At 44.0% G+C, this 18369-nt stretch carries 19 protein-coding genes; 5 read left to right on the forward strand and 14 right to left on the reverse strand.

From position 1 onward, the window contains the following. Positions 1-32: 32 nt before the first annotated feature. On the reverse strand, positions 33-2120 hold the full coding sequence (gene pbp4 / locus AC1DE7_RS30930; RefSeq protein ID WP_477535823.1) for a penicillin-binding protein PBP4(5): 2088 nt from the start codon (positions 2118-2120) through the stop codon (positions 33-35). A gap of 177 nt (positions 2121-2297) precedes the next feature. Between pbp4 and AC1DE7_RS30935 the strand changes: the two genes are divergently transcribed. Continuing rightward, positions 2298-2702 (forward strand): CBS domain-containing protein, encoded by a 405-nt coding sequence (locus AC1DE7_RS30935; RefSeq protein ID WP_036605969.1) that lies wholly within the window; start codon positions 2298-2300, stop codon positions 2700-2702. Positions 2703-2816: 114 nt separating this feature from the next. Here AC1DE7_RS30935 and AC1DE7_RS30940 read toward each other — a convergent pair whose 3' ends face one another. The 7 genes from AC1DE7_RS30940 to AC1DE7_RS30970 form a co-directional block, all read right to left on the reverse strand. Then, positions 2817-3257, reverse strand: a complete 441-nt coding sequence (locus AC1DE7_RS30940) for a hypothetical protein (protein WP_036605970.1) — start codon at positions 3255-3257, stop codon at positions 2817-2819. Further along, complete coding sequence (locus tag AC1DE7_RS30945) at positions 3254-3703, reverse strand: SMI1/KNR4 family protein (RefSeq protein ID WP_076319965.1); 450 nt, start codon at positions 3701-3703, stop codon at positions 3254-3256. The genes AC1DE7_RS30940 and AC1DE7_RS30945 overlap by 4 nt, the downstream gene beginning before the upstream one ends. 208 nt (positions 3704-3911) lie before the next feature. Continuing rightward, entirely contained in the window at positions 3912-4388 is a 477-nt protein-coding gene (locus tag AC1DE7_RS30950) for a GyrI-like domain-containing protein (RefSeq protein ID WP_339189726.1), read from the reverse strand. Between the two features lie 216 nt (positions 4389-4604). After that, positions 4605-5672: a hypothetical protein gene (locus AC1DE7_RS30955; RefSeq protein ID WP_477535824.1), complete on the reverse strand. Its 1068-nt coding sequence runs from the start codon at positions 5670-5672 to the stop codon at positions 4605-4607. Then, complete coding sequence (locus tag AC1DE7_RS30960; protein WP_477535825.1) at positions 5669-6532, reverse strand: ABC transporter ATP-binding protein; 864 nt, start codon at positions 6530-6532, stop codon at positions 5669-5671. The genes AC1DE7_RS30955 and AC1DE7_RS30960 overlap by 4 nt, the downstream gene beginning before the upstream one ends. Further along, positions 6525-7373, reverse strand: coding sequence for a hypothetical protein (locus AC1DE7_RS30965; protein ID WP_036668293.1), 849 nt, complete (start codon positions 7371-7373; stop codon positions 6525-6527). The genes AC1DE7_RS30960 and AC1DE7_RS30965 overlap by 8 nt, the downstream gene beginning before the upstream one ends. After that, a complete protein-coding gene (locus tag AC1DE7_RS30970; RefSeq protein WP_036668294.1) occupies positions 7348-7920 on the reverse strand; it encodes an RNA polymerase sigma factor in 573 nt (190 codons plus the stop codon). Before AC1DE7_RS30970 ends, AC1DE7_RS30965 begins: the two co-directional genes overlap by 26 nt. 273 nt (positions 7921-8193) lie before the next feature. Between AC1DE7_RS30970 and AC1DE7_RS30975 the strand changes: the two genes are divergently transcribed. Beyond that, entirely contained in the window at positions 8194-8760 is a 567-nt protein-coding gene (locus AC1DE7_RS30975; protein ID WP_477535826.1) for a hypothetical protein, read from the forward strand. 236 nt (positions 8761-8996) lie between these two features. Next, complete coding sequence (locus AC1DE7_RS30980) at positions 8997-11237, forward strand: S-layer homology domain-containing protein (protein ID WP_477535827.1); 2241 nt, start codon at positions 8997-8999, stop codon at positions 11235-11237. Between the two features lie 128 nt (positions 11238-11365). Here AC1DE7_RS30980 and AC1DE7_RS30985 read toward each other — a convergent pair whose 3' ends face one another. The 6 genes from AC1DE7_RS30985 to AC1DE7_RS31010 form a co-directional block, all read right to left on the reverse strand. Then, positions 11366-12352 (reverse strand): phosphotransferase enzyme family protein, encoded by a 987-nt coding sequence (locus AC1DE7_RS30985; RefSeq protein WP_477535828.1) that lies wholly within the window; start codon positions 12350-12352, stop codon positions 11366-11368. Positions 12353-12757: 405 nt separating this feature from the next. Continuing rightward, positions 12758-13306, reverse strand: a complete 549-nt coding sequence (locus tag AC1DE7_RS30990; RefSeq protein ID WP_477535829.1) for a hypothetical protein — start codon at positions 13304-13306, stop codon at positions 12758-12760. A gap of 4 nt (positions 13307-13310) precedes the next feature. Beyond that, positions 13311-14894, reverse strand: coding sequence for a glycosyltransferase family 39 protein (locus AC1DE7_RS30995; protein ID WP_477535830.1), 1584 nt, complete (start codon positions 14892-14894; stop codon positions 13311-13313). A gap of 199 nt (positions 14895-15093) precedes the next feature. Further along, complete coding sequence (locus AC1DE7_RS31000) at positions 15094-15303, reverse strand: helix-turn-helix domain-containing protein (RefSeq protein WP_477535831.1); 210 nt, start codon at positions 15301-15303, stop codon at positions 15094-15096. Between the two features lie 260 nt (positions 15304-15563). Continuing rightward, a complete protein-coding gene (locus tag AC1DE7_RS31005; protein WP_477535832.1) occupies positions 15564-15872 on the reverse strand; it encodes a cysteine hydrolase family protein in 309 nt (102 codons plus the stop codon). A gap of 265 nt (positions 15873-16137) precedes the next feature. Beyond that, on the reverse strand, positions 16138-16524 hold the full coding sequence (locus tag AC1DE7_RS31010; protein WP_047840569.1) for an iron chaperone: 387 nt from the start codon (positions 16522-16524) through the stop codon (positions 16138-16140). Positions 16525-16708: 184 nt separating this feature from the next. Here AC1DE7_RS31010 and AC1DE7_RS31015 point away from each other — a divergent pair, with 184 nt between their 5' ends. Together AC1DE7_RS31015 and AC1DE7_RS31020 are read left to right on the forward strand one after the other, a co-directional pair. Further along, the gene (locus tag AC1DE7_RS31015) at positions 16709-17029 is read left to right on the forward strand and encodes an ArsR/SmtB family transcription factor (protein WP_340902166.1); all 321 of its coding nucleotides are present in this window, start codon (positions 16709-16711) and stop codon (positions 17027-17029) included. Between the two features lie 99 nt (positions 17030-17128). Continuing rightward, positions 17129-18211 (forward strand): saccharopine dehydrogenase, encoded by a 1083-nt coding sequence (locus AC1DE7_RS31020; RefSeq protein ID WP_477535833.1) that lies wholly within the window; start codon positions 17129-17131, stop codon positions 18209-18211. The last annotated feature ends 158 nt before the right edge of the window (positions 18212-18369 follow it).

The following is an 18369-nucleotide window of genomic DNA, read 5'->3' on the forward strand; positions in this document are numbered from 1 at the left end:
TATTATGCTTTCGAGGCTATATTAAATCGGAGTTACTGCGTAATCTCCAACTTTTCCAAAAAAGGCTTTAATTTATCCACGACATAGTGGCTTCCACCTCGGCCGTTCACCTCTTCAATTACAGCGGATAACAGAAAGCTCGGAGAATCAGTATCAAACACTACGAAAAATCCGTTTTCCTGACCCTTCTCTCCCTTTTTTGCTTTCAGTTCCGCTGTTCCCGTCTTGCCCGCGAGCCCTCCAGGTATTGAATTCAAGGTGTGGGCCGTACCTCCCTGCTGGGAAACAACTTCTCCCAAAGCATCCTTAACCGTATTTGCGGCTTCCGGAGTAATAATTACCTCAGGCTCAGTGCTTTCTTTTCCCTCGATCAGAACAGGTTTCACCAGTTTCCCTTCATTAATAAAAGGTGTAAATGACGATGCCAGATGAATCGGGGACATCAACATCTCCCCTTGCCCGTAGGACGTATCAGCGAGCAACACCTCGGAAGACAGATCCAGATGTGCTTCGTTGGCATATTGGCTTGGCTTCAGATACAGTTCATCCAGTCCAAAGTTATCGCCAAAACCAAACTTCTGGATCCCATCAATAAACTTGGCGCTACCCATCTCGATCGCTTCCATCGCAAAGTAAATATTGTCCGAATACACCAGAGCATCGACCATGTTAACCGGGGATAAACTCTTCACACGCTTAACATAATAACCGCCCCAGCTATCGTCTTTGCGCCATTGCAAGCCAGAGATATCATGGGTTTTGTCCGCTGTAGTCACCTTCTCCAGCAGTCCCGCTGCGGCTGTAATCGCTTTGAAAGTTGATCCTGGTGCATACCGGGTAGTGACTCTGTTGATAAAAGGAAGCTTCTCATTCGCCGAATAAGCATCCCACTCTACCTGAGTAAGTCCTGTAACCATCTTGTTCGGGTTATAGGAAGGCGCACTGACCAACGCTAACAGGTTGCCGTCCGTCGGATCCATCAGAACCATTGCACCGGCATCTCCACCACTGGATAATGTCTGATACAATTTCTTTTGTTGTTTGGAGCTAATCGTCAGTTGAACATTCTGTCCATCTACAGCATCCTTACGAATAAGCTCAGAACGGGAGTTACCGGATTCATCGGTGATTTCGATCAGACCACCACGTTCACCACGCAGCTGCTTCTCCATGGACTGCTCCAAACCCGCTTTGCCAATCCAATCTTCTGCGCGATAATACCCTTCCGTATCCTTATCCAGATCTTCCTTGGTGGCTTTGCGCACGTATCCAATCAGGTGTGCAGCCGCATTGCCGAGTGGATAATAGCGGATTTCCTTGCTTTGCATCGTAACCCCGCTTAAAGATTCTGGTACGTCAAACTCCTCCGTTGAACCAATCGGGACAAAATACTCTGGCTTCACCCATGTCTGCGCAAGCGCCTTGTGAATGGCATCTTCCGAAACCTGATAATGGCTCGCGATTCGGGCAATCATCTGGTCCGGGTTATCCCCAAGTTTCTCAGGTACAATGCCCCATTCATTCATCGTGCCCTTGGTAGCGAGCGGCAAACCATCACGATCCACAATGTCTCCACGATCCGGGAACAGTGTCCTCACTCGTACCTTACTGCCCTTAACCATGTCATTCAGGATCAGTGAAGGCTGCCAGTTAATTTTCCAGTTTTTGCCCCCGTCCTCAAGCTCCTGCCGGACCATTTTCAATGTATGCGTCTCACTGACTTCTCCCAAAAAAGTTGTCAGTTGCAGGTTGTAATCCACCTCATATGTATCCGGGTTTTGTTTCTCTGCATCGGTCTTACTGCCATCGGAAGCCGTTTCGTCAACCTCCACAGGTTTAACCTCCGCCTTGACGGTGGATACTTCCATCCCCGAATAGATCGCATTGTATTTCTCAACAAATTGTTCCTTGTTCATGCCCGATTCTTGCAACGAAGCAGGTGTCATCAAGGTGTACAACTGGTCAAATTCTTTTTTTTGCAGATGCTCTATGTATTGATTCACGGTAGTCTGGGGCTTAGCCTCTGCTTCTTTGTTATTCTGCATGTATAGATACATTCCGATTCCACCTGCAAACAAGATGGGCAGCAGTCCGTACATTAATTTACGTTTTGATTTCATGGTTACATCACCTCTAATATACACTATAGATTTCCAGAGCCATTTAAACAATGAAACAAATCTGACGAATTTATCATTAAAAATAGCCGAAAGCTCACATAATATGTTTAAATAAGGAGAGTGAGATTACATACTAAAGCTTTTTTGCTATGCAAAAGGCTGAAAAGGAGCCCGATGATGGAAATCAGCTATTTTTTACTCCCCAAAGCCGAAGTGGCCTATATCAAGTCTACCGCTTCCATGAAAGATGCTATTGAGCAATTGGAATCGCAACACTACACCGCCGTTCCCGTGATTGACCAGGATGGAAAATATGTTGCTACCCTGTCCGAAGGCGATTTGTTATGGAAAATGCGAAATACACCCGGATTGACTTTTGATACGATGGATCAGGTTCAGGTCCATGAGATTAACAATCGGGTATATAATGAATGTGTATTCATTGAGGCTGAAATGGAGGATATGCTGACACTTGCAGCAGACCAAAATTTTGTGCCCGTGGTGGATGTCGATCGTGTCTTCCTCGGTATTATCCGTCGTAAGGATATTATTGAATACTATACGCGTAACATTTCGGATTAAATGAAGTCAAACATCCTGTAATAAACGAATATTCAACTCGAAAGGGTACTCCTGTGGTCATGTTTTGGCCAAACCGGGGTACCCTTTTTGTTTCATGGTCTGGTCGGAATCATTCTAGTTACGCTTAGCCCGCTCTTCAATGTAATAACTCAACACATCCCTCGGACTTCCCTGAAATGCACGCTCTCTGCCGAACTCATACGCCTGATGCAAATACGAATACGCCTCGTCATGCTGTTCAAGTCTCATGCAGATCATGCCGAGATCGATCAACGGACTCGTACTTCTATCCGAACTCCGCGTACTTAACGATATCTCAGCCCAAGGCTTGGCCAGTCCATACTGTTTCAGATCGATATGTGCATTCGCATGACAGGATGCGATCCAGCTTGCAATCTCCCATTCCATCTTCGGCTCGGGCAACATGCCCCATGCCTGATCATAATAGATAAGTGCTTGTTCATCTTGTTGCGTCTCATCCAGCACATTACCGGCTTCTACCGTTTCTACAATTTGTCGCTCCAGTTCGGCATGTTCCGGTGTCAGATCTTTCATTGCACCGTCTCCTCCTCCAGAACGAAATACCACTCCAGAAAAGCATTGAAATCAGCCCACTGCGGCTCACTCTCGCCATTAAGAAACCGTTCAATCGATTCACCCAGTTCCACCAGTACCACTTCTCCCGTCTGACGGTTGTAGAAAAATCCACCTTCACCTTCGAAACTGTCCAGTGGAATATACGCCTCGGGAAGTCCCAGTGTAAGCTGTGCTACATCCATGTCTTCCATATATACGGTGTTCTCCATAAACCAGCAGATCTGATACAACTCCTGATGCCTGCTGTAGAAAGTTGGTCCATCCTCTGCATGTAAATAAAATTGTGCAAAATCCGATTGAAGATCAATTCCAAGCTTCCGCAATGCTTCTTCGTAGGCTGCTGGAACATCTTCATGCCACCAGCCTTGCTCCTGGCAATGATCAATCACTTTATGGGATAACATCGCAGACCTCCTAATTCAATTTTGCTCATAATACCTGTTCAAAAAGATTGGTTTTCAGTACCGAGAAGATGGGATGAAGCTAGAAATGGAGTAGCGGAGCGTAGGGAAACTACGTGAGCAACGGACATTTCGGCTGAATTCCATATTCAATGCTGATGATGCCTCTAGGCATCCTTCGTAATCAAAAGCGGACTTTTTGAACAACCTCTTATAGTGATTTTACAGGTATCCAGACTTGGGGAGGTATGCCATCACCTTTGTACACTTCAAGTTCTGGAATCCCTGCATGCTGATATGAAGTGGAAGGAAACCACTCTGTCATAATATAGTGCCACAACCGTTGTATCGCTTCCGGCTCTAGTTCATCAGCTTCAAATACGACCCAATGGGACTCAGGAAGTTCGATGGACACCAAACCTTCAGGCACTTCACCTGAGTAAGAGGTAGCAATCCAATACTCCATTTGATTATCCTTCAGCTCTCTCTGATCTACACAGATGCCCACCAGACCGGGAATAGCTCCGTTATTGAACCCGTTTAAACGTTCCTCAATGCCGTCTGCCAAAGCATCCTGCCACATCTTAGGAATTTCTATTAAATTCTCACCATCCACACAAGAGAACGTTCGTTTGATGCCCACAAAGGTAAGAGACTGTTGTTCGATCACATGTTCATTCACATTCATTAGATGGACTCCTCTCCGAGAGCGATATGGGGCACGGTTCTCCATGACCCATTCATGAAAACATTGTCCCATACATGATATATACCTCCGATATGTCCTACAGTTACTGTATCAAAAGAGTAAGTAGATTGGAAATAGTGCCAGTACTCCTGCAAATAAAAAAAGTCCGCAGTGACTGCGAACCATATCTCTAAAAGGAATCACTCATAGCTTCACTCAAGAAAACACTTCCCGGCTATGGAATATACGATATGTGGCAAGTATAATCGAAACAGTAATGAAAGCCATCACAACTATATATAAGGTTAAATAAGACATATTCAGTCCGAATAAGGAATAGTTTATTGGTGTTTGATAAAGCGCTGTTACCCGTATCATGGTACTTATCGAAAATTTTTCGACCCATTTTAATGACCCGGAATTCAAATTTAATACGTCAAAGGCCAAGTATGGCAGACCTACTATCACAGTATTCGTAATTATAGCTATAAAGGATGTAGAACTGAGGACGGATACCAGTAAAACAATAGATGCAAAGACCAAGCTACCTGCTATATGAGTAAACAATTGAACTAAATAATATTGAAAAGCAGTAAACGTATATGGTGAGAACTCATAATCAAAGCTGTAAACATACATGCCCACGCTCTGTATGGAAGTATCCGCCCCAGCCAGATTACCAAACCTTAACCAATATAAAACCAAGTTTACCCCAGTAAATAAAACGGCACACATCACAACGTACAATATGGAAGCAATGCATTTTGCTGATACAAGCTTGCTTTTGCCTCTTTTGCTGCTACGCAGTAATGATGCTGTACCTAGTACATATTCTTCGGTAAATACCGGAGCCAACCCTAGCAGAATCATAATCATCATAAAAACTACACCGAATTGATCAATGTATTCCAGTAGGTAACCCCAAGGTTTATTATAATAAATTTCGGATACATTCACTGTTCGCTCCATGATGTTGCCACGATCATCATATCGTGTGCTGTTCTTAATCGTCTCTGGAGAAAAAAACACAATATCGTACAATGCACCATATTGGTATCTACCTTTGGTACTATCCCAAATGGAATCATATTGATTATGTGCGACTTTTACCTTCTCTGTTGTAATAGGACCTTCATAAGGTTTGTAAAAGGCGGAACCATCCATTATCCCAGGATGCCTCCAAAATGAATATACGACTAGAAAAACAATTAAAATAGACAATGCTATGCCAATACTTTTACGCGTTATAATTTTATAAAACTCGAATTGAGTTAAACGAATCAAGACTTCGTCTCCTCTCCAAAATAGTGCATATATACATCTTCAAGCCGAGGTGATTCTCGTACGGCTTGCGGGACAGGCTGTTCTTTGGCAAGTATTCTGGCTACGATTCCATCAGACTCATAAGACAAACCACTTACTTTGAAATGAGAGGTAAGATCAGCAAGTTGCTGCGGATTTAATTTCGCTTTCCATACGTTATTTTTCATCCGGTTCATAATCTCTTCCGGAGTATTATGGGCAATGAGTTGCCCTTCATTCAACAAAATCATCTCCTTACATGAAAACTCCAAATCAGAAATGATATGCGTAGATAACATTACAATACGATCTCTTCCCAGCTCGCCGATAATGTTACGAAATCGAATGCGCTCTTTGGGGTCCAATCCAGCTGTAGGTTCGTCAAGAATCAAAATTTGTGGATCATTCAACAAAGCTTGGGCAATTCCCAATCGCTGCTTCATTCCTTCGGAGAATGTGCGGATTTTATGTTGTGCTTGATTTTCAAGGCCCACCGTCACTAGCGTTTCCTGCACACGTGCTGAAGCTTGACTAATACCGATCCCTTTCAAAGAGCACATATACTTGAGAAATTTATAAGCACTGAATCGGTTATAAAATCCAAATCGCTGGGGCATGTAGCCCAACAAACTTCGATAACGGTCTCCCATGTTTTGGATAGACTGCCCGTTCAACAAAATTTGTCCAGACGTGGGCTTGGAAATGTCTACAATCATGCGAAGCAATGTTGTCTTCCCTGCTCCATTCGGCCCAAGGAGACCGTAAACACCACCACTGGATAGTTCTAGTGAGACTTCTTTTACAGCCAACTTGTTCCTGTATTTCTTGGATACGTTATCCATGGTCAGTATCAAAGGAGTAACCTCTTTCTGTCTGTGATGTATATTTCCTTGCCATCTCATAGATCTGACTGATTAATAGTAAAACTCCGCATAGAGCCATCGCTATAAGTACTGTGGGCTGGATCGATTGAAGTAGAGTCTTCAATTCGGGATTACTTAGTACAAGCCAAACCAGCGCGAACCATACAATTAAAAAGATACTGACGGCTGTCCCACCTCTGACACGCATCGCAAGCCATAGACTTGTACCTGCTGCTATCATAAGCTGTGTATACGAGAGGCCGATAGCACTCCATGATATGGAAACATCTTTTTCGCTTGATATAAGTAAATTAAGCAAAACAACAAACGCCATATTCCCAATAAGTACTACGATTAGACGGGTAAGCATCAGTTGCTGTGCCGTGATTTTGCAGGTCAGTTCGATTTCCATTAATCCTTGATCTCGACCTTTAAAAACTTCTAGCAAACCAAGTACAAATGGAACAGGAACTATAAAGAGCACACTCATGTACGGGTCTGTCGTACTGTGAGTACCTAGCCAATAGCCGAACAACAAGAGCATTGAACAAACTAACCAGTAAGATTTGTGGAAGACAGCAACCTCACCATAAACTAACTGGAACAATTCCTTGACTGAATTCCCAGATGATTTTTGTTTCAGGTGAGCATTCATGTGATCTGGCATATATGTATCCAGTATTCTAATTGTCTTGTCAATCTCCATCTCGGATGGAAATTCGACCGGATACTCATCCAGATATGAAGCAATTTCGTTGTACTCTTCTATTTCCAACTCTGTTACAGGATTCAGTTCATCTCCGTTTCCTCTGCTTTTCATCCCGTTCACCTCCCACAATAATCTCCTTTAATTTCGTTATCCCCAATCGAATGCGCGACTTCACGGTCGATTCGTTGGTTCCCGTAAGTTCAGCAACTTCCCTGATCTTCAATCCATTGTAATAGTTTAGAATGACTGCATCTCGCTGGTGATCAGGCAAACTTAATACTGCGCGCCTGACTTGCTCATTCTGAAATCGCTTATGAAAAATATTCCAAACATTCTGTTGTTCACTGGCAGGGAACGCATCCTCAGTTAATTCACTCTCTCTTTGTTGCTGCTTGAACTCCCGCCCACGATAATAATCTCTACAATGGTTCACTGCAATCTTCAGTAGCCAGTGACTGAATTTACCTGTGTTCTGATACTTGTCCAAGGAATTCATCATTTTTACAAATACCTCTTGTGTTAGATCATAAGCAGTATGGTACTCTCCGGTTTTCCGGTAAACATAAGCAAATATCGACTGATAGTGCCGCTTCACCAGTACTTCCATGGCAGCACGGCTACCTTCGCGAATCTCTTGAATAAGCTCTTCATCATTCAACGCTCCCTCACCCCCTCTATAAACAATTAACGAAATTTGGATAGTAAAAGATCAAAAGCATAGAAGTATATTTTCTGAATATAACAAAATTTCAAAAAAGAAGTATTAATACATTGGCTCTGATCCAAATTTACTCAGGCGTGCGAACTACTGGCTTCATCCTTCATTTCCTTATTCTGGTGCAACTTTATTGTTACTCGTTCGTCTAACTACTGACCAACAACGAAGGAGATGACTATGCGAATAACTTGTAGCCCCGGTTTTCCTGGAAGCATGATTGGATCGATTGATCTTCAGCCATCGAAGTATTACACCCCACCTTCCAGTAACAGTAAGATCACAGAATATGTTGACCCCGAACTCGTTACCATTCCCTATGTAGAAGATCCGGAATTCGGATCACACTTTGACAACATGAAGGTTATGAACGGAACTTATAAAGATGAAATGCATGTGAGCTATGATGTCGAATTTACGATTGATGTAGATAAAAAAGGTTATATTACGCAATTTGAGCATACGTTCCAGCTGGAACGTTATCTGGATCTGGTTCGCACACAGTCCTATAGAGTAATCAAGACAAACTGGCGCGGACAAACATTTCACGTGATGACGTACAGTTACCTGGAGGAAGTCATTCATCCGAAAAATGTTCTTTTTAAATGTAACAATGCCGAGGATGTCTTCGTCGTGGCTGAACTTATGCCCCATCGTGTTGGTGGCATTGTGGTACAGCCCAATAATCTTTATCTGCATTTCCGTGCATTAATCTCGGCACGAGATGATCTGTACCCATTAGATTATATGTGTGAGCCTGATTTCGACCTGAGTCTCGACTAAAAAGTAGATACATATATAGAAAGAGCATAAGCTGTCCCCAATCAGCGGGGTGGCCTGTGCTCTTTTTTTAACAAATGAACCACTAACTCCCTAATTTAAACATTCTCCTTCACATGCTCGGCCTTATGCTCTCATGCCTGGATCTAAGCAAAACCAGCTGTAATGTCGATGAATATACCATAATGCTGAACATGCATATGTTCTTCGTACGTTCAGATATGAGAGGGGTTGGAAACATGGTTTACCGGAAAAATAAAATACATTCACTGTTCACTCTGCCCTTGGCAGGTTTGCTGTTTCTGTTATGGGGTGCTCAAGCGGCACATGCGGAACAGGTCGACAGTTTGTTACCTGAGCGAAGTCAGCAGGAGATTGTCCAAAAGTGGAATCAGTGGATGAATGGCAATGATACATCTCCCCTGTATACAAAGACACCTTCGACAAGTGCTCCCTACTCTGCTGGTGTGGTAAGTGACGCCTATCTGGAACAAGGGCTGAATGCAGCCAACTTTTATCGTTTTATCACGGGGCTACAGGGCGATCTTGTCCTTGATCCGGCATTGAATCGTCAAGCCCAGCATGGGGCTGTTGTGGTCTCCACGGGTGGATACCTGTCCCATTCTCCAAAACAGACAGGAGATATGCCAAAGGATTTCTTTGACACCGGTTCAAAGTCTGCCAGCAGCTCCAATCTGTACGTTACCAGCAGTGCAAAGAATAACGTCCTGACAAAAAGCATTCAGGCCTATATGAATGATTCGGATGCCTCCAATATTGATCGATTGGGTCACAGGCGCTGGATTTTGAGTCCACAACTGCAACGAATCGGATTTGGACTCGCCACTCGTAGTGAAGCAGGCAAGACATATGATCAGTACTATAGTGCCATGCAGGTATTTGATAAAAGCAGAACTGGGGGAACTTCGTTCAACTACAGCCTGTTCCCGAATCAGGGCGCATTTCCAATCGAAGCTTTTGGCAACACACAGGCCTGGTCTGTTCAACTGAATACAGATGTATTTGCGAAACCATCACTATCTGAGGTACAGGTCGAGATGACTCGGACTTCCGATCAACGTACATGGACCTTTAATGCAAAGAATCAGAACAGTGGCTTTCCAACCGGTTATTACAACGTGGACCCTGCGGATAAACAATGGTTTAATCAAGCCTATTTCAATGTAGAGACAGGTGGATATGGATATGGTTACGCCATCATATTCCGTCCCGACGATGTGCAATTGTTAAAAAACGGCGATACGTTCAACATTCGAATTACAGGTCTGCAAAAGAAAAACGGTACAGCAGCGGAAATCTCATACTCTACACGTTTCTTCCATGTGGACGGTGTTCAAGATACAACGCTTACCCGTATAACGCCAGGACAACCAAACCTGAAAGTCCGAGCAGGAGAACAGATTGATCTGCCTTCAATCACTGCCGTGAATGATAACGGAACATCCTATGTTCCACAGTCTAACGTTTCCTTCACCACGACGTCAGATCGCATTGTCATCAAGGATGGAAAAATCATTGGACTTCAGGCTGGTAAAGCCGAAATTCGGATTCGTTTTGAAGGGAAAGAGGCGGTTGTCTCTGTTACTGTCACGGGAATTCCCCAATTAATTGATGTCCCTACACATTGGGCGAAAGAGGCCATTCAATGGGCCGTTCAACAGGAGATGGTCAGTGGATACGAGGATGGAACGTTCAAACCCAACAATCAGGTGAGTGAAGCCGAATTCCTCTCTATGTTGTTCAAGCTGTATGCGAATTCCCATGTCATTCAGAGCATAGATGCTGCAGAGGGACAAGCTATCAAAGGAAACATCTGGAGTGATCGTTATTACACCTATGCTTCCGCGTTGAATCTGAAACTGGATGCCAGCAAACAGAATCCGAAGCTGCGCAATCGTGCCTTGAACCGAACAGAAGTAGCCTTAATCGTGGCGGGGCTTGGCGGTAAAAATTATACCCAGGACGACGATGCCATCCGGTATCTGCTGAACATGGGATACTCTTCAGGCAAAACCGCAGCTACGGTGCAAGGTTATGCGGGACAAGAATCCTTGACCCGGGCAGAGGCCGTTGTTTTTCTCCAGAACCTGAAGGAAAAAGACTTCGAACTATGGAGCAGGCCGAAGAATGCCACTGAAGCTACCGGGAATGAAAAGAACGGCGGACTACCGGATCAGACCATGAAAGCAGTATATTCTTCCGATCACACACTGGTCCTTCAAGGTACGTTCCCGGCGTATGCCAACCAGACGATGCCGATCAAAATCCATGGTCCTTCGCCTGCTGTAGAGCACATCCAGACGCAACAGGTTACAACAGATGCCTATGGCAATTTCAAACTAATGGTAAGTAACCTTGATGCGAAGGAACTTAACCTCTATGTGGACGTGCGCGAAGATTATTCCTACTGGATCAGTGTAGAAGCGGGGCGTACTGCGATAAGTGATTATACCGAGTAACATGTAAAAAACCAGCTTAGGAATTCTACATGGAATTCCCAGCTGGTTTTTTTTCTCGAAACATATTATTTCTGTTGTGAACATGACATATTTTTATGGAATTGGAGAAGCGTCGGCTGCACTAGAAATTAAAGCGGATGACCGAATTGCTCTGCCTTTTCTGTCATTATCCTCGTTAACCTCGCTCTTAGTCCGCTCATCCACTCTGGCTCATGTGACCACTGCTCTGCAACAGATCGAAGCATACGCACATAACCGTACAAGTTGGCAAAACGGCGACAAGCGGGGAACATACTCTCCAGATCATAACGTTCTCCCGCCTTGGACCAATACCCGTTCAGGAACAATTGCTTCTTCTGCTCCCATTGTTCAGGCTCGATCTCCTCACGTAAACTATCCAGACTCTGTTCCACGTCCATTGCGTACCAGTGATACATTGAGTCATCAAAATCAATGGCATAACAAGACTGGCTACCTTCATCATAGAAGACATTATCCAGTTCAAAATCGTAGTGGATGAGACCGAAATTTTGCTGGGTCATCGGTACAGTCGCAAAATACGTTCGAAGAAACTCCAACTCATTCAAAACAGCCGTTTCACCAGGAAAACCCTTCAGGATCTCCTGCATCCAATCCAAAACATCCGTATAGGTCCAGCGTTTCTCCTTTTGCTCAGGCATGAATGTACGTGATAAATGATGCAGCTCACCCAATGCCTGACCATAGCTGTACAAGATGGAGCCATTCAAATCAATGCTTCCTAACTGCGATCCAGGTACTCGCTTGAATACGGAAGCATAGTACACTCCCCATGGGGTGTGAGCCTCTATGAGTTCTGTCCCTGAATGGGAAGGTACCGCCTCCATGGCTCCATACTGATTCGTTTGAAGATAACGCAGGAACTCCAGTTCAGCGCCAAGATTGATTTGATTTTTCTCCTCTACCGGAGCAAATCGAAGTAATCTCACTTCCCCCTGATCTCTGAACGGATACACGGCATTGGAGGATATGCGATAATACTGAAACATATCCAGCGACTCAGGATCATAGTTCCAATTCTTTAAAATCATCTCGGCAAGATCATTATGTTGAAATAAATATTTTAATTTTAACATGGGCAGTTCTCCTTTTTGATCGTTTTATGTACATTGCTTGTAGGCAACGAATGTCTATTTTTGCGCGCAAAAAGCCGCAGGCTATGCCTGCGGCTTTTAAAAATTCTGAGTGTATGAGAAATTTGCACAAGCAAATAAACCTCGTATACGCCAGAAAAATTGAGCAGTTATATCCCTATATATCAGCAGATCTCAAACCAAACCGGGGAACAAGATGTGTTCCTCCCTTCGTCTGATAGTCTGCCGGAATTATTCAGTTTATGCTTACCTTCATTGTAGTAATAGAACATACCATCTTAGACCGTCGTTTCATGACGCTCACTCCCTTCAAAAAACCAGTTGTTACCATAATAGCCGATAAGCCAAATGTAAGCAATTACAAAATGACGATAATCCCATCATTTTTTACTGGACAACCATCACCCGTTCCACCTTCTCGGTGTTGTCCTTATACCACACCATCACGATGTTTTCTTTTTGAAGATCAGACACCTGAATGGACGAATTCGCACGTGGGCTGGAATTGCCCGAACCCGGCGTCCCCATGCCTTCAGTGATAGCAACATCATCACTTATATTCAATTTCATCTCCATTCCGGTATCCTTCCACTGCATGCTTGGAGATGAGGTATCCTGCACCTCAAGTAACGCCAGCGTAATTGTGTTTCCATTTAAGGAGATGACTCTACCAGTAATGTCGGCGTTCATCATCCCTTGCGTCATGCCAGGACTGCCTGTTCGATCATTCATGCCCGCGGTGCCTCTTCCACCTCTCGGTGTTCCTCCATTCATTCCCAGGCCACCACCATTCGGCATACCGCCACCGTTCATGCCTTGCACAGAACTGGTCTTGGTAATATTCTGGGCGGTTATAACATCACAGGCCGTAAGCATAACCGAACATCCCAGCAGTAGGAGTAGCGTAACCGATGTAAAATATTTATTTTTTCGCATATGATCACCTTTTTCTCAGGGAATATCTCTCCAAGGTACCTTTACGATGGAATATGAAGTCATACGTATCTTTGAACCCCATATAGGACAGCACAACCAACAACGGATATACAGGGTAGATGTATCTGGACTTAATCTCCCACAGAATATAAAATCCGATGAATCCGAGAATGACCAGGATTAAGGAGACTTCATCATACCGTTTACGACGAACTCCACCGACCAACCGGATGGAAATAAAACAGTACATCAAGAAATTCATCACATATACAATCCAGAGCAAACCTGTCCGATAAGCCGAATCCCCCTGCAACAGTTCTGTTATCACATTCGTGTAACTATAGGAGCCTGCGATTCCGCCTCCCCTTCCTCTTCCGGCACCCATGGAACTTTCATTGCCGATTCCGTAGCGGTCCATCTGGTACGTCCCTTCCGTCCAGGTCCATATGATCTTTTTGTAATACATCTGCACCAAGTCACTCGCACTTGCTTCAGACAGCTTGTTGCCGATTTCTTGTTTGAATAATGCTGCGCTCTCAGCCTTATTGTAGTTGGCCTGCCTCTGATAGATCTGATAACTCTCCATATTGTCCCAGAAGCCAAAACGCTCCAGATTAATGCCCATATTCAGCCACATATAGACCGGTGCAGCATTCTCTCCGACAGATTCGCTCACAACACCGGAGGATTGAAGAACCGCATTCTGAGTCCAGGTTGGTACATTAAACAACATACCCAGCACACCGATGGAAATGATCACTTTCTTCATTCCAATGCTCCGTAAATTCAGCAGGATATATATGATGGCAGCGATCAGCACGATCACGCCAATGCTTCGGAAGTAATTGCCCATCGCGAGAAAAACGGCGGCAATGAAGATTGTTTTCCAAGACTTTTCACGTACAAAACGAATAACAAAGTATAAACAAGATGTCAGAAATGCTGTGGCAATCACATCGTTATAGATCAGGTTGTTCAGGAACAAGGAAGGCAGGTACGTTGCTGCAAAGATCAACACACCGTAATCACGTTCCGTGGATCTGTCGTTCACTTGTTTGTAGATAAGATAAATCATGAACGTTGTTAACGTTGAAAACAAAATATTAAATAGTTTGATGACCAGATAGTTGTCCGGGAACAGGTACAGCAATGTCTTCAGGTACAACACGATTGAGTAGTTAAACGGGAACATGTGCAGATAACCACCCGCTTCAAACGAAGAGTAGTCTTGGTCATACAGCATGTTCATGGCGAGTGAGAGAACGGTCTGTGAATCATCGGTGGGTACTCTCGGAAATACAAAAATGATGATGATCTGAATGGCCAAAGAACTTAGGAGCACAATCGGAATGACAACCTTCGGACTGTATTTGTTCAGCTTCAGACATAGAGCAAATAACCCGACACCTGAACCAAGAAGCAAAAGAATGACCGGGAGAAAAATACTCCACTGCTGCATGCCTAAAATGGGATTGTCCCCATACAAGGCGTAGTTGTACTGTGCCCGAACCAACAAGGACGAAGCAATAAACACCGCAAGAAACACGAGCAAAATGAGATAAAACGACTTATGCAGCACCTTAGACATGCAAAAACTCCTTTTCGATTACAGGATTCCGTGAGTATTATAATGGCTCTGGCTGAAAAATCGCTGAAAAGAGAGTAACGCTTGCAATCGGTGCAGATCAGTATGTGTACACAAACAGAAAAAGACCGTCCCTTCGATAAGGTAACGGTCTATATGTCCAATTTTTTAAAAGTATAGGGCCTTAGCTAAATGTTGAAGATCACTTCTCGTCCTTAATAAACTCAATGATATCCTGGATGTCACAATCCAAAGCCTCACATATTCGATTCAGCGTATCGAACTTCACACCATCGGTTTCTTCATTATATAATTTGGAAATCCCATTTCTATGTAATCCGGTTAGTCGGGATAAATCAGCAATATTAATTCTTTTCTCACCCATAATACGAGATAAATGAACCTTGATCATACGAATTCCCCTCCAAACTAAAATGCACACTGTGATGTTGACAAAGGATGCCTTATTCTGTCCAATACACACAAATAGACCGCCCCCCTCGCAAAAGGATGCGGTCTATTGTTGATCATCTTTCTAAGCGAAGCCCACCGCCCTTAAAAGCGGCTATTGCTCGGAGGAGTCGTGTTACCAGCACGGCTCTCTTTGCATTTTACGTCTAATCTGCTCTTATTATACCATACTCAAATCTCCGGCGTCACATGTAAACCACGCTAGATACGATACATTTCTTTATACTCATCCACATATAAAACTTCAATACAATTCGACCAATTCAAAATCGAACCGACAAAATCCTGAATATCCAGACCCGGCATCTCATACGTCTCCGCTGTGTTCACCGAACCTGTTGCGTCCTCAATCAAGGTTACCTTAAACCCTTCGTGTTCCGCTGTAATTGCCGTAAACAGACAACAATATTCCATGTTGAATCCAACAATAAATACATGTTCTACTTGATGCTCTTGTAGCCAAGTTCTTAGCTCCGGATTGCTGAAGGCACTTGGTTTGCTTTTCTCCATAACGGGATACTGACCCGTACCCATTATAATTTCCAGGTTCGCAGCATTTTTATAGAACAGTGAAGAAGCCTCCTAATCGTAATCTACATGTTTCATGTATATGATTGGCTCATGTTGCTGTTCAAAATCAGATAACCGCTTCAATCTTGCCCAACTGAACTGTGAAATCCTTTAATGATGTAATACCATACTGCACATCCAACACGATTAGTGCTTTGTTCATCTGTACTTCCCCTTCAGTAGACTAACAGGTTTTTACCATTTATCACTTCTTCTGCTTCTTCTCCCGAGCTTTTTCCACATTTTCTTTCACGCGATACTCCACAATCCGGCGAATGAGATCCTCGGGCAATGGCTGATCCAGCGGAAACTGGACAGACCCCTTTCCCCCTTTATACTTGGAGAGTTCCTCCTGGAAAGCTTGAATTCCCCTGGGAGCAGGGTAAAACCCAATATGATGCTGGTAAGCGGCAAAATGAACCAAATTCCCATGCTGTGCATACGTAGGCATCTGGTAACTGATCTTCTCTTCGGCGTTCGGAGCCGCTTCACGAATAATCTGTCTTAACGCCTGTAATCTCACCTGTACATCGGGTGCAAACTCTGAGATATATTCATCTACCAGCACCGAATAATGGTTACTCTCAGCCATCTTGGACTCCTTCCACCACGGATACATCAATGGATCCGTGGTACGGGCATATTTGCTTATATTGTACTTCAAATGGACAAGCGGAACAGCTAATTTCCTGCAACTTGGAATGTTAAATTTGATTTTTAAGTGAACTAAGCCTTATAATACGTTTAAACAATTAAACATTATAACGGAGTGAGCCATGAACGAGTCGATAGGTAACCAAAAAGTTATTGATATTTTCGAGAATCTAAGTCCTTATCTTCAAGGTTTGGGAGATCCCGTTCGCCAGCGAATCATATCGCTGCTCATTGATCAAGAGAGCATGAATGTATCGCAGATTGCAGAGCATGTCCCCATGTCACGCCCTACGGTCTCTCATCACTTGAAAATATTGCGTCAATCCGGGCTGTTATCGGTTCAGAAAAAAGGTACGGAGATGTATTACAAGCTGGAGTTCAACGATGCGATCGAATTAATCAAACAGCTCGTTCATCTCGTGGAAGTGGAATGTCAGAGCTAGCGCATACCGCGCTGGTGTACTGCATTCCTTTTCTTCACCTCTATATGTTCAATAGTTTAAACATATAAGTACATAAACATATCAACGGAGGTATATAGAATGAATAGAAAAAGAGTTCTCATCGCTGGAGGCTATGGTGCTGTAGGTGCACAGCTTGCCCGCATTTTGCATGACAGGCATCCTGATCTGGAATTGTTACTGGGAGGCCGTTCTGCAGGTAAAGCAGCACCTTTTCCATCCAATCGTGTCCAAACGGTTGTTGTTGATACCAATGCAGACGATCCACTGATTCACGCAGGAGAGAATATATCGTTAATCATTAATGCAGTCAACGATCTGGATGATCGGCTACTGGTATCGGCAGTGCGGAGAAAAATTCCACTTATCGATGTAACACGCTGGACTGAGGTGTTCAATCAAGCGATCCGTACAGTAGAGCAGGAAGAGCTTCATGCTCCGGTAGTGCTGTCCTCTGGATGGATGGCAGGAACGGCGTCACTCTTTGCCATGATACTTTCTAACTCTCTGCAACATGTCGAACTAAACATTCATGCCCTATGGTCGCTGCGGGATAAGGCCGGCCCTGATTCGGCAGCCTTCATGGACCGGATGAGTATTCCTTTTCAGGTCACCGAATCCAACACGAACCGACTCGTCTACCCCATGACAGATCCGATTAAAGTTCATTTCCCGAACGGGTATACGACCCCATGTTACAGACTGGACACACCCGATCACGTCACTTTGCCTCATACCAGCCATATCGATTCCGCCAGTTTCCGTATCTCATTCGATAGTAAGGTATCTACATATGCTCTCGCCGGATTGGTCAAAACCGGAGTATGGAAGATGATCAGTGGTGAACGTTTCCAGCCATTCCGGCGGAAATTGCTCTATAATCCGGGAACCGGGAGCACACATCATCTGGTCATTCAATTGAAAGGGCTGGATGCGAAAGGTAACCAGGTTGAACGAACGATGACGGTCTCTGACCCACTCGGTCAGACCCACATGACTGCACTCGGCGCTGCGGTGCAAGCCGAGAAGATACTGATGATGCCAATGGACAAACCTATGGCTCCAGGCATCTATTATCCTGAGCATCTGTTTGATAATCGAATGAACATGGATGCGGTTACTCATTTTTTCACACAATACGGCGTTCAAGTAACCCACTCCTGATCCAGACATAACAAAAACCAGCTAATGTTTGTCAAGCATTTCTGGTTGGATGAGTTCTCTTTTCGTGGTATACTTTTTCCGACCAACACGAATAACCTCCACGGGTATGGAGGTTTTGGTTAAATATGGATTACACTTGGTAGGGCTGGCCTTTCTGC

The organism is Paenibacillus sp. 10L310, assembly GCF_056395745.1.

Excerpts from the sequence above, each read along its gene's own strand:
- AC1DE7_RS30965 (WP_036668293.1), bottom strand. The coding sequence starts at position 7,373 with ATGAAAAGCAGAGGAAACGGAGATGAACTGAATCCTGTAACAGAGTTG.
- AC1DE7_RS30950 (WP_339189726.1), bottom strand. The coding sequence starts at position 4,388 with ATGAATGTGAATGAACATGTGATCGAACAACAGTCTCTTACCTTTGTG.
- AC1DE7_RS31000 (WP_477535831.1), bottom strand. The coding sequence starts at position 15,303 with ATGATCAAGGTTCATTTATCTCGTATTATGGGTGAGAAAAGAATTAAT.
- AC1DE7_RS30960 (WP_477535825.1), bottom strand. The coding sequence starts at position 6,532 with ATGGATAACGTATCCAAGAAATACAGGAACAAGTTGGCTGTAAAAGAA.
- AC1DE7_RS30975 (WP_477535826.1), top strand. The coding sequence starts at position 8,194 with ATGATTGGATCGATTGATCTTCAGCCATCGAAGTATTACACCCCACCT.
- AC1DE7_RS30995 (WP_477535830.1), bottom strand. The coding sequence starts at position 14,894 with ATGTCTAAGGTGCTGCATAAGTCGTTTTATCTCATTTTGCTCGTGTTT.
- AC1DE7_RS31005 (WP_477535832.1), bottom strand. The coding sequence starts at position 15,872 with ATGGAGAAAAGCAAACCAAGTGCCTTCAGCAATCCGGAGCTAAGAACT.
- AC1DE7_RS30990 (WP_477535829.1), bottom strand. The coding sequence starts at position 13,306 with ATGCGAAAAAATAAATATTTTACATCGGTTACGCTACTCCTACTGCTG.
- AC1DE7_RS31015 (WP_340902166.1), top strand. The coding sequence starts at position 16,709 with ATGAACGAGTCGATAGGTAACCAAAAAGTTATTGATATTTTCGAGAAT.
- AC1DE7_RS30935 (WP_036605969.1), top strand. The coding sequence starts at position 2,298 with ATGGAAATCAGCTATTTTTTACTCCCCAAAGCCGAAGTGGCCTATATC.
- AC1DE7_RS31020 (WP_477535833.1), top strand. The coding sequence starts at position 17,129 with ATGAATAGAAAAAGAGTTCTCATCGCTGGAGGCTATGGTGCTGTAGGT.
- AC1DE7_RS30980 (WP_477535827.1), top strand. The coding sequence starts at position 8,997 with ATGGTTTACCGGAAAAATAAAATACATTCACTGTTCACTCTGCCCTTG.
- AC1DE7_RS30945 (WP_076319965.1), bottom strand. The coding sequence starts at position 3,703 with ATGTTATCCCATAAAGTGATTGATCATTGCCAGGAGCAAGGCTGGTGG.
- AC1DE7_RS31010 (WP_047840569.1), bottom strand. The coding sequence starts at position 16,524 with ATGGCTGAGAGTAACCATTATTCGGTGCTGGTAGATGAATATATCTCA.
- AC1DE7_RS30940 (WP_036605970.1), bottom strand. The coding sequence starts at position 3,257 with ATGAAAGATCTGACACCGGAACATGCCGAACTGGAGCGACAAATTGTA.
- AC1DE7_RS30985 (WP_477535828.1), bottom strand. The coding sequence starts at position 12,352 with ATGTTAAAATTAAAATATTTATTTCAACATAATGATCTTGCCGAGATG.
- pbp4 (WP_477535823.1), bottom strand. The coding sequence starts at position 2,120 with ATGAAATCAAAACGTAAATTAATGTACGGACTGCTGCCCATCTTGTTT.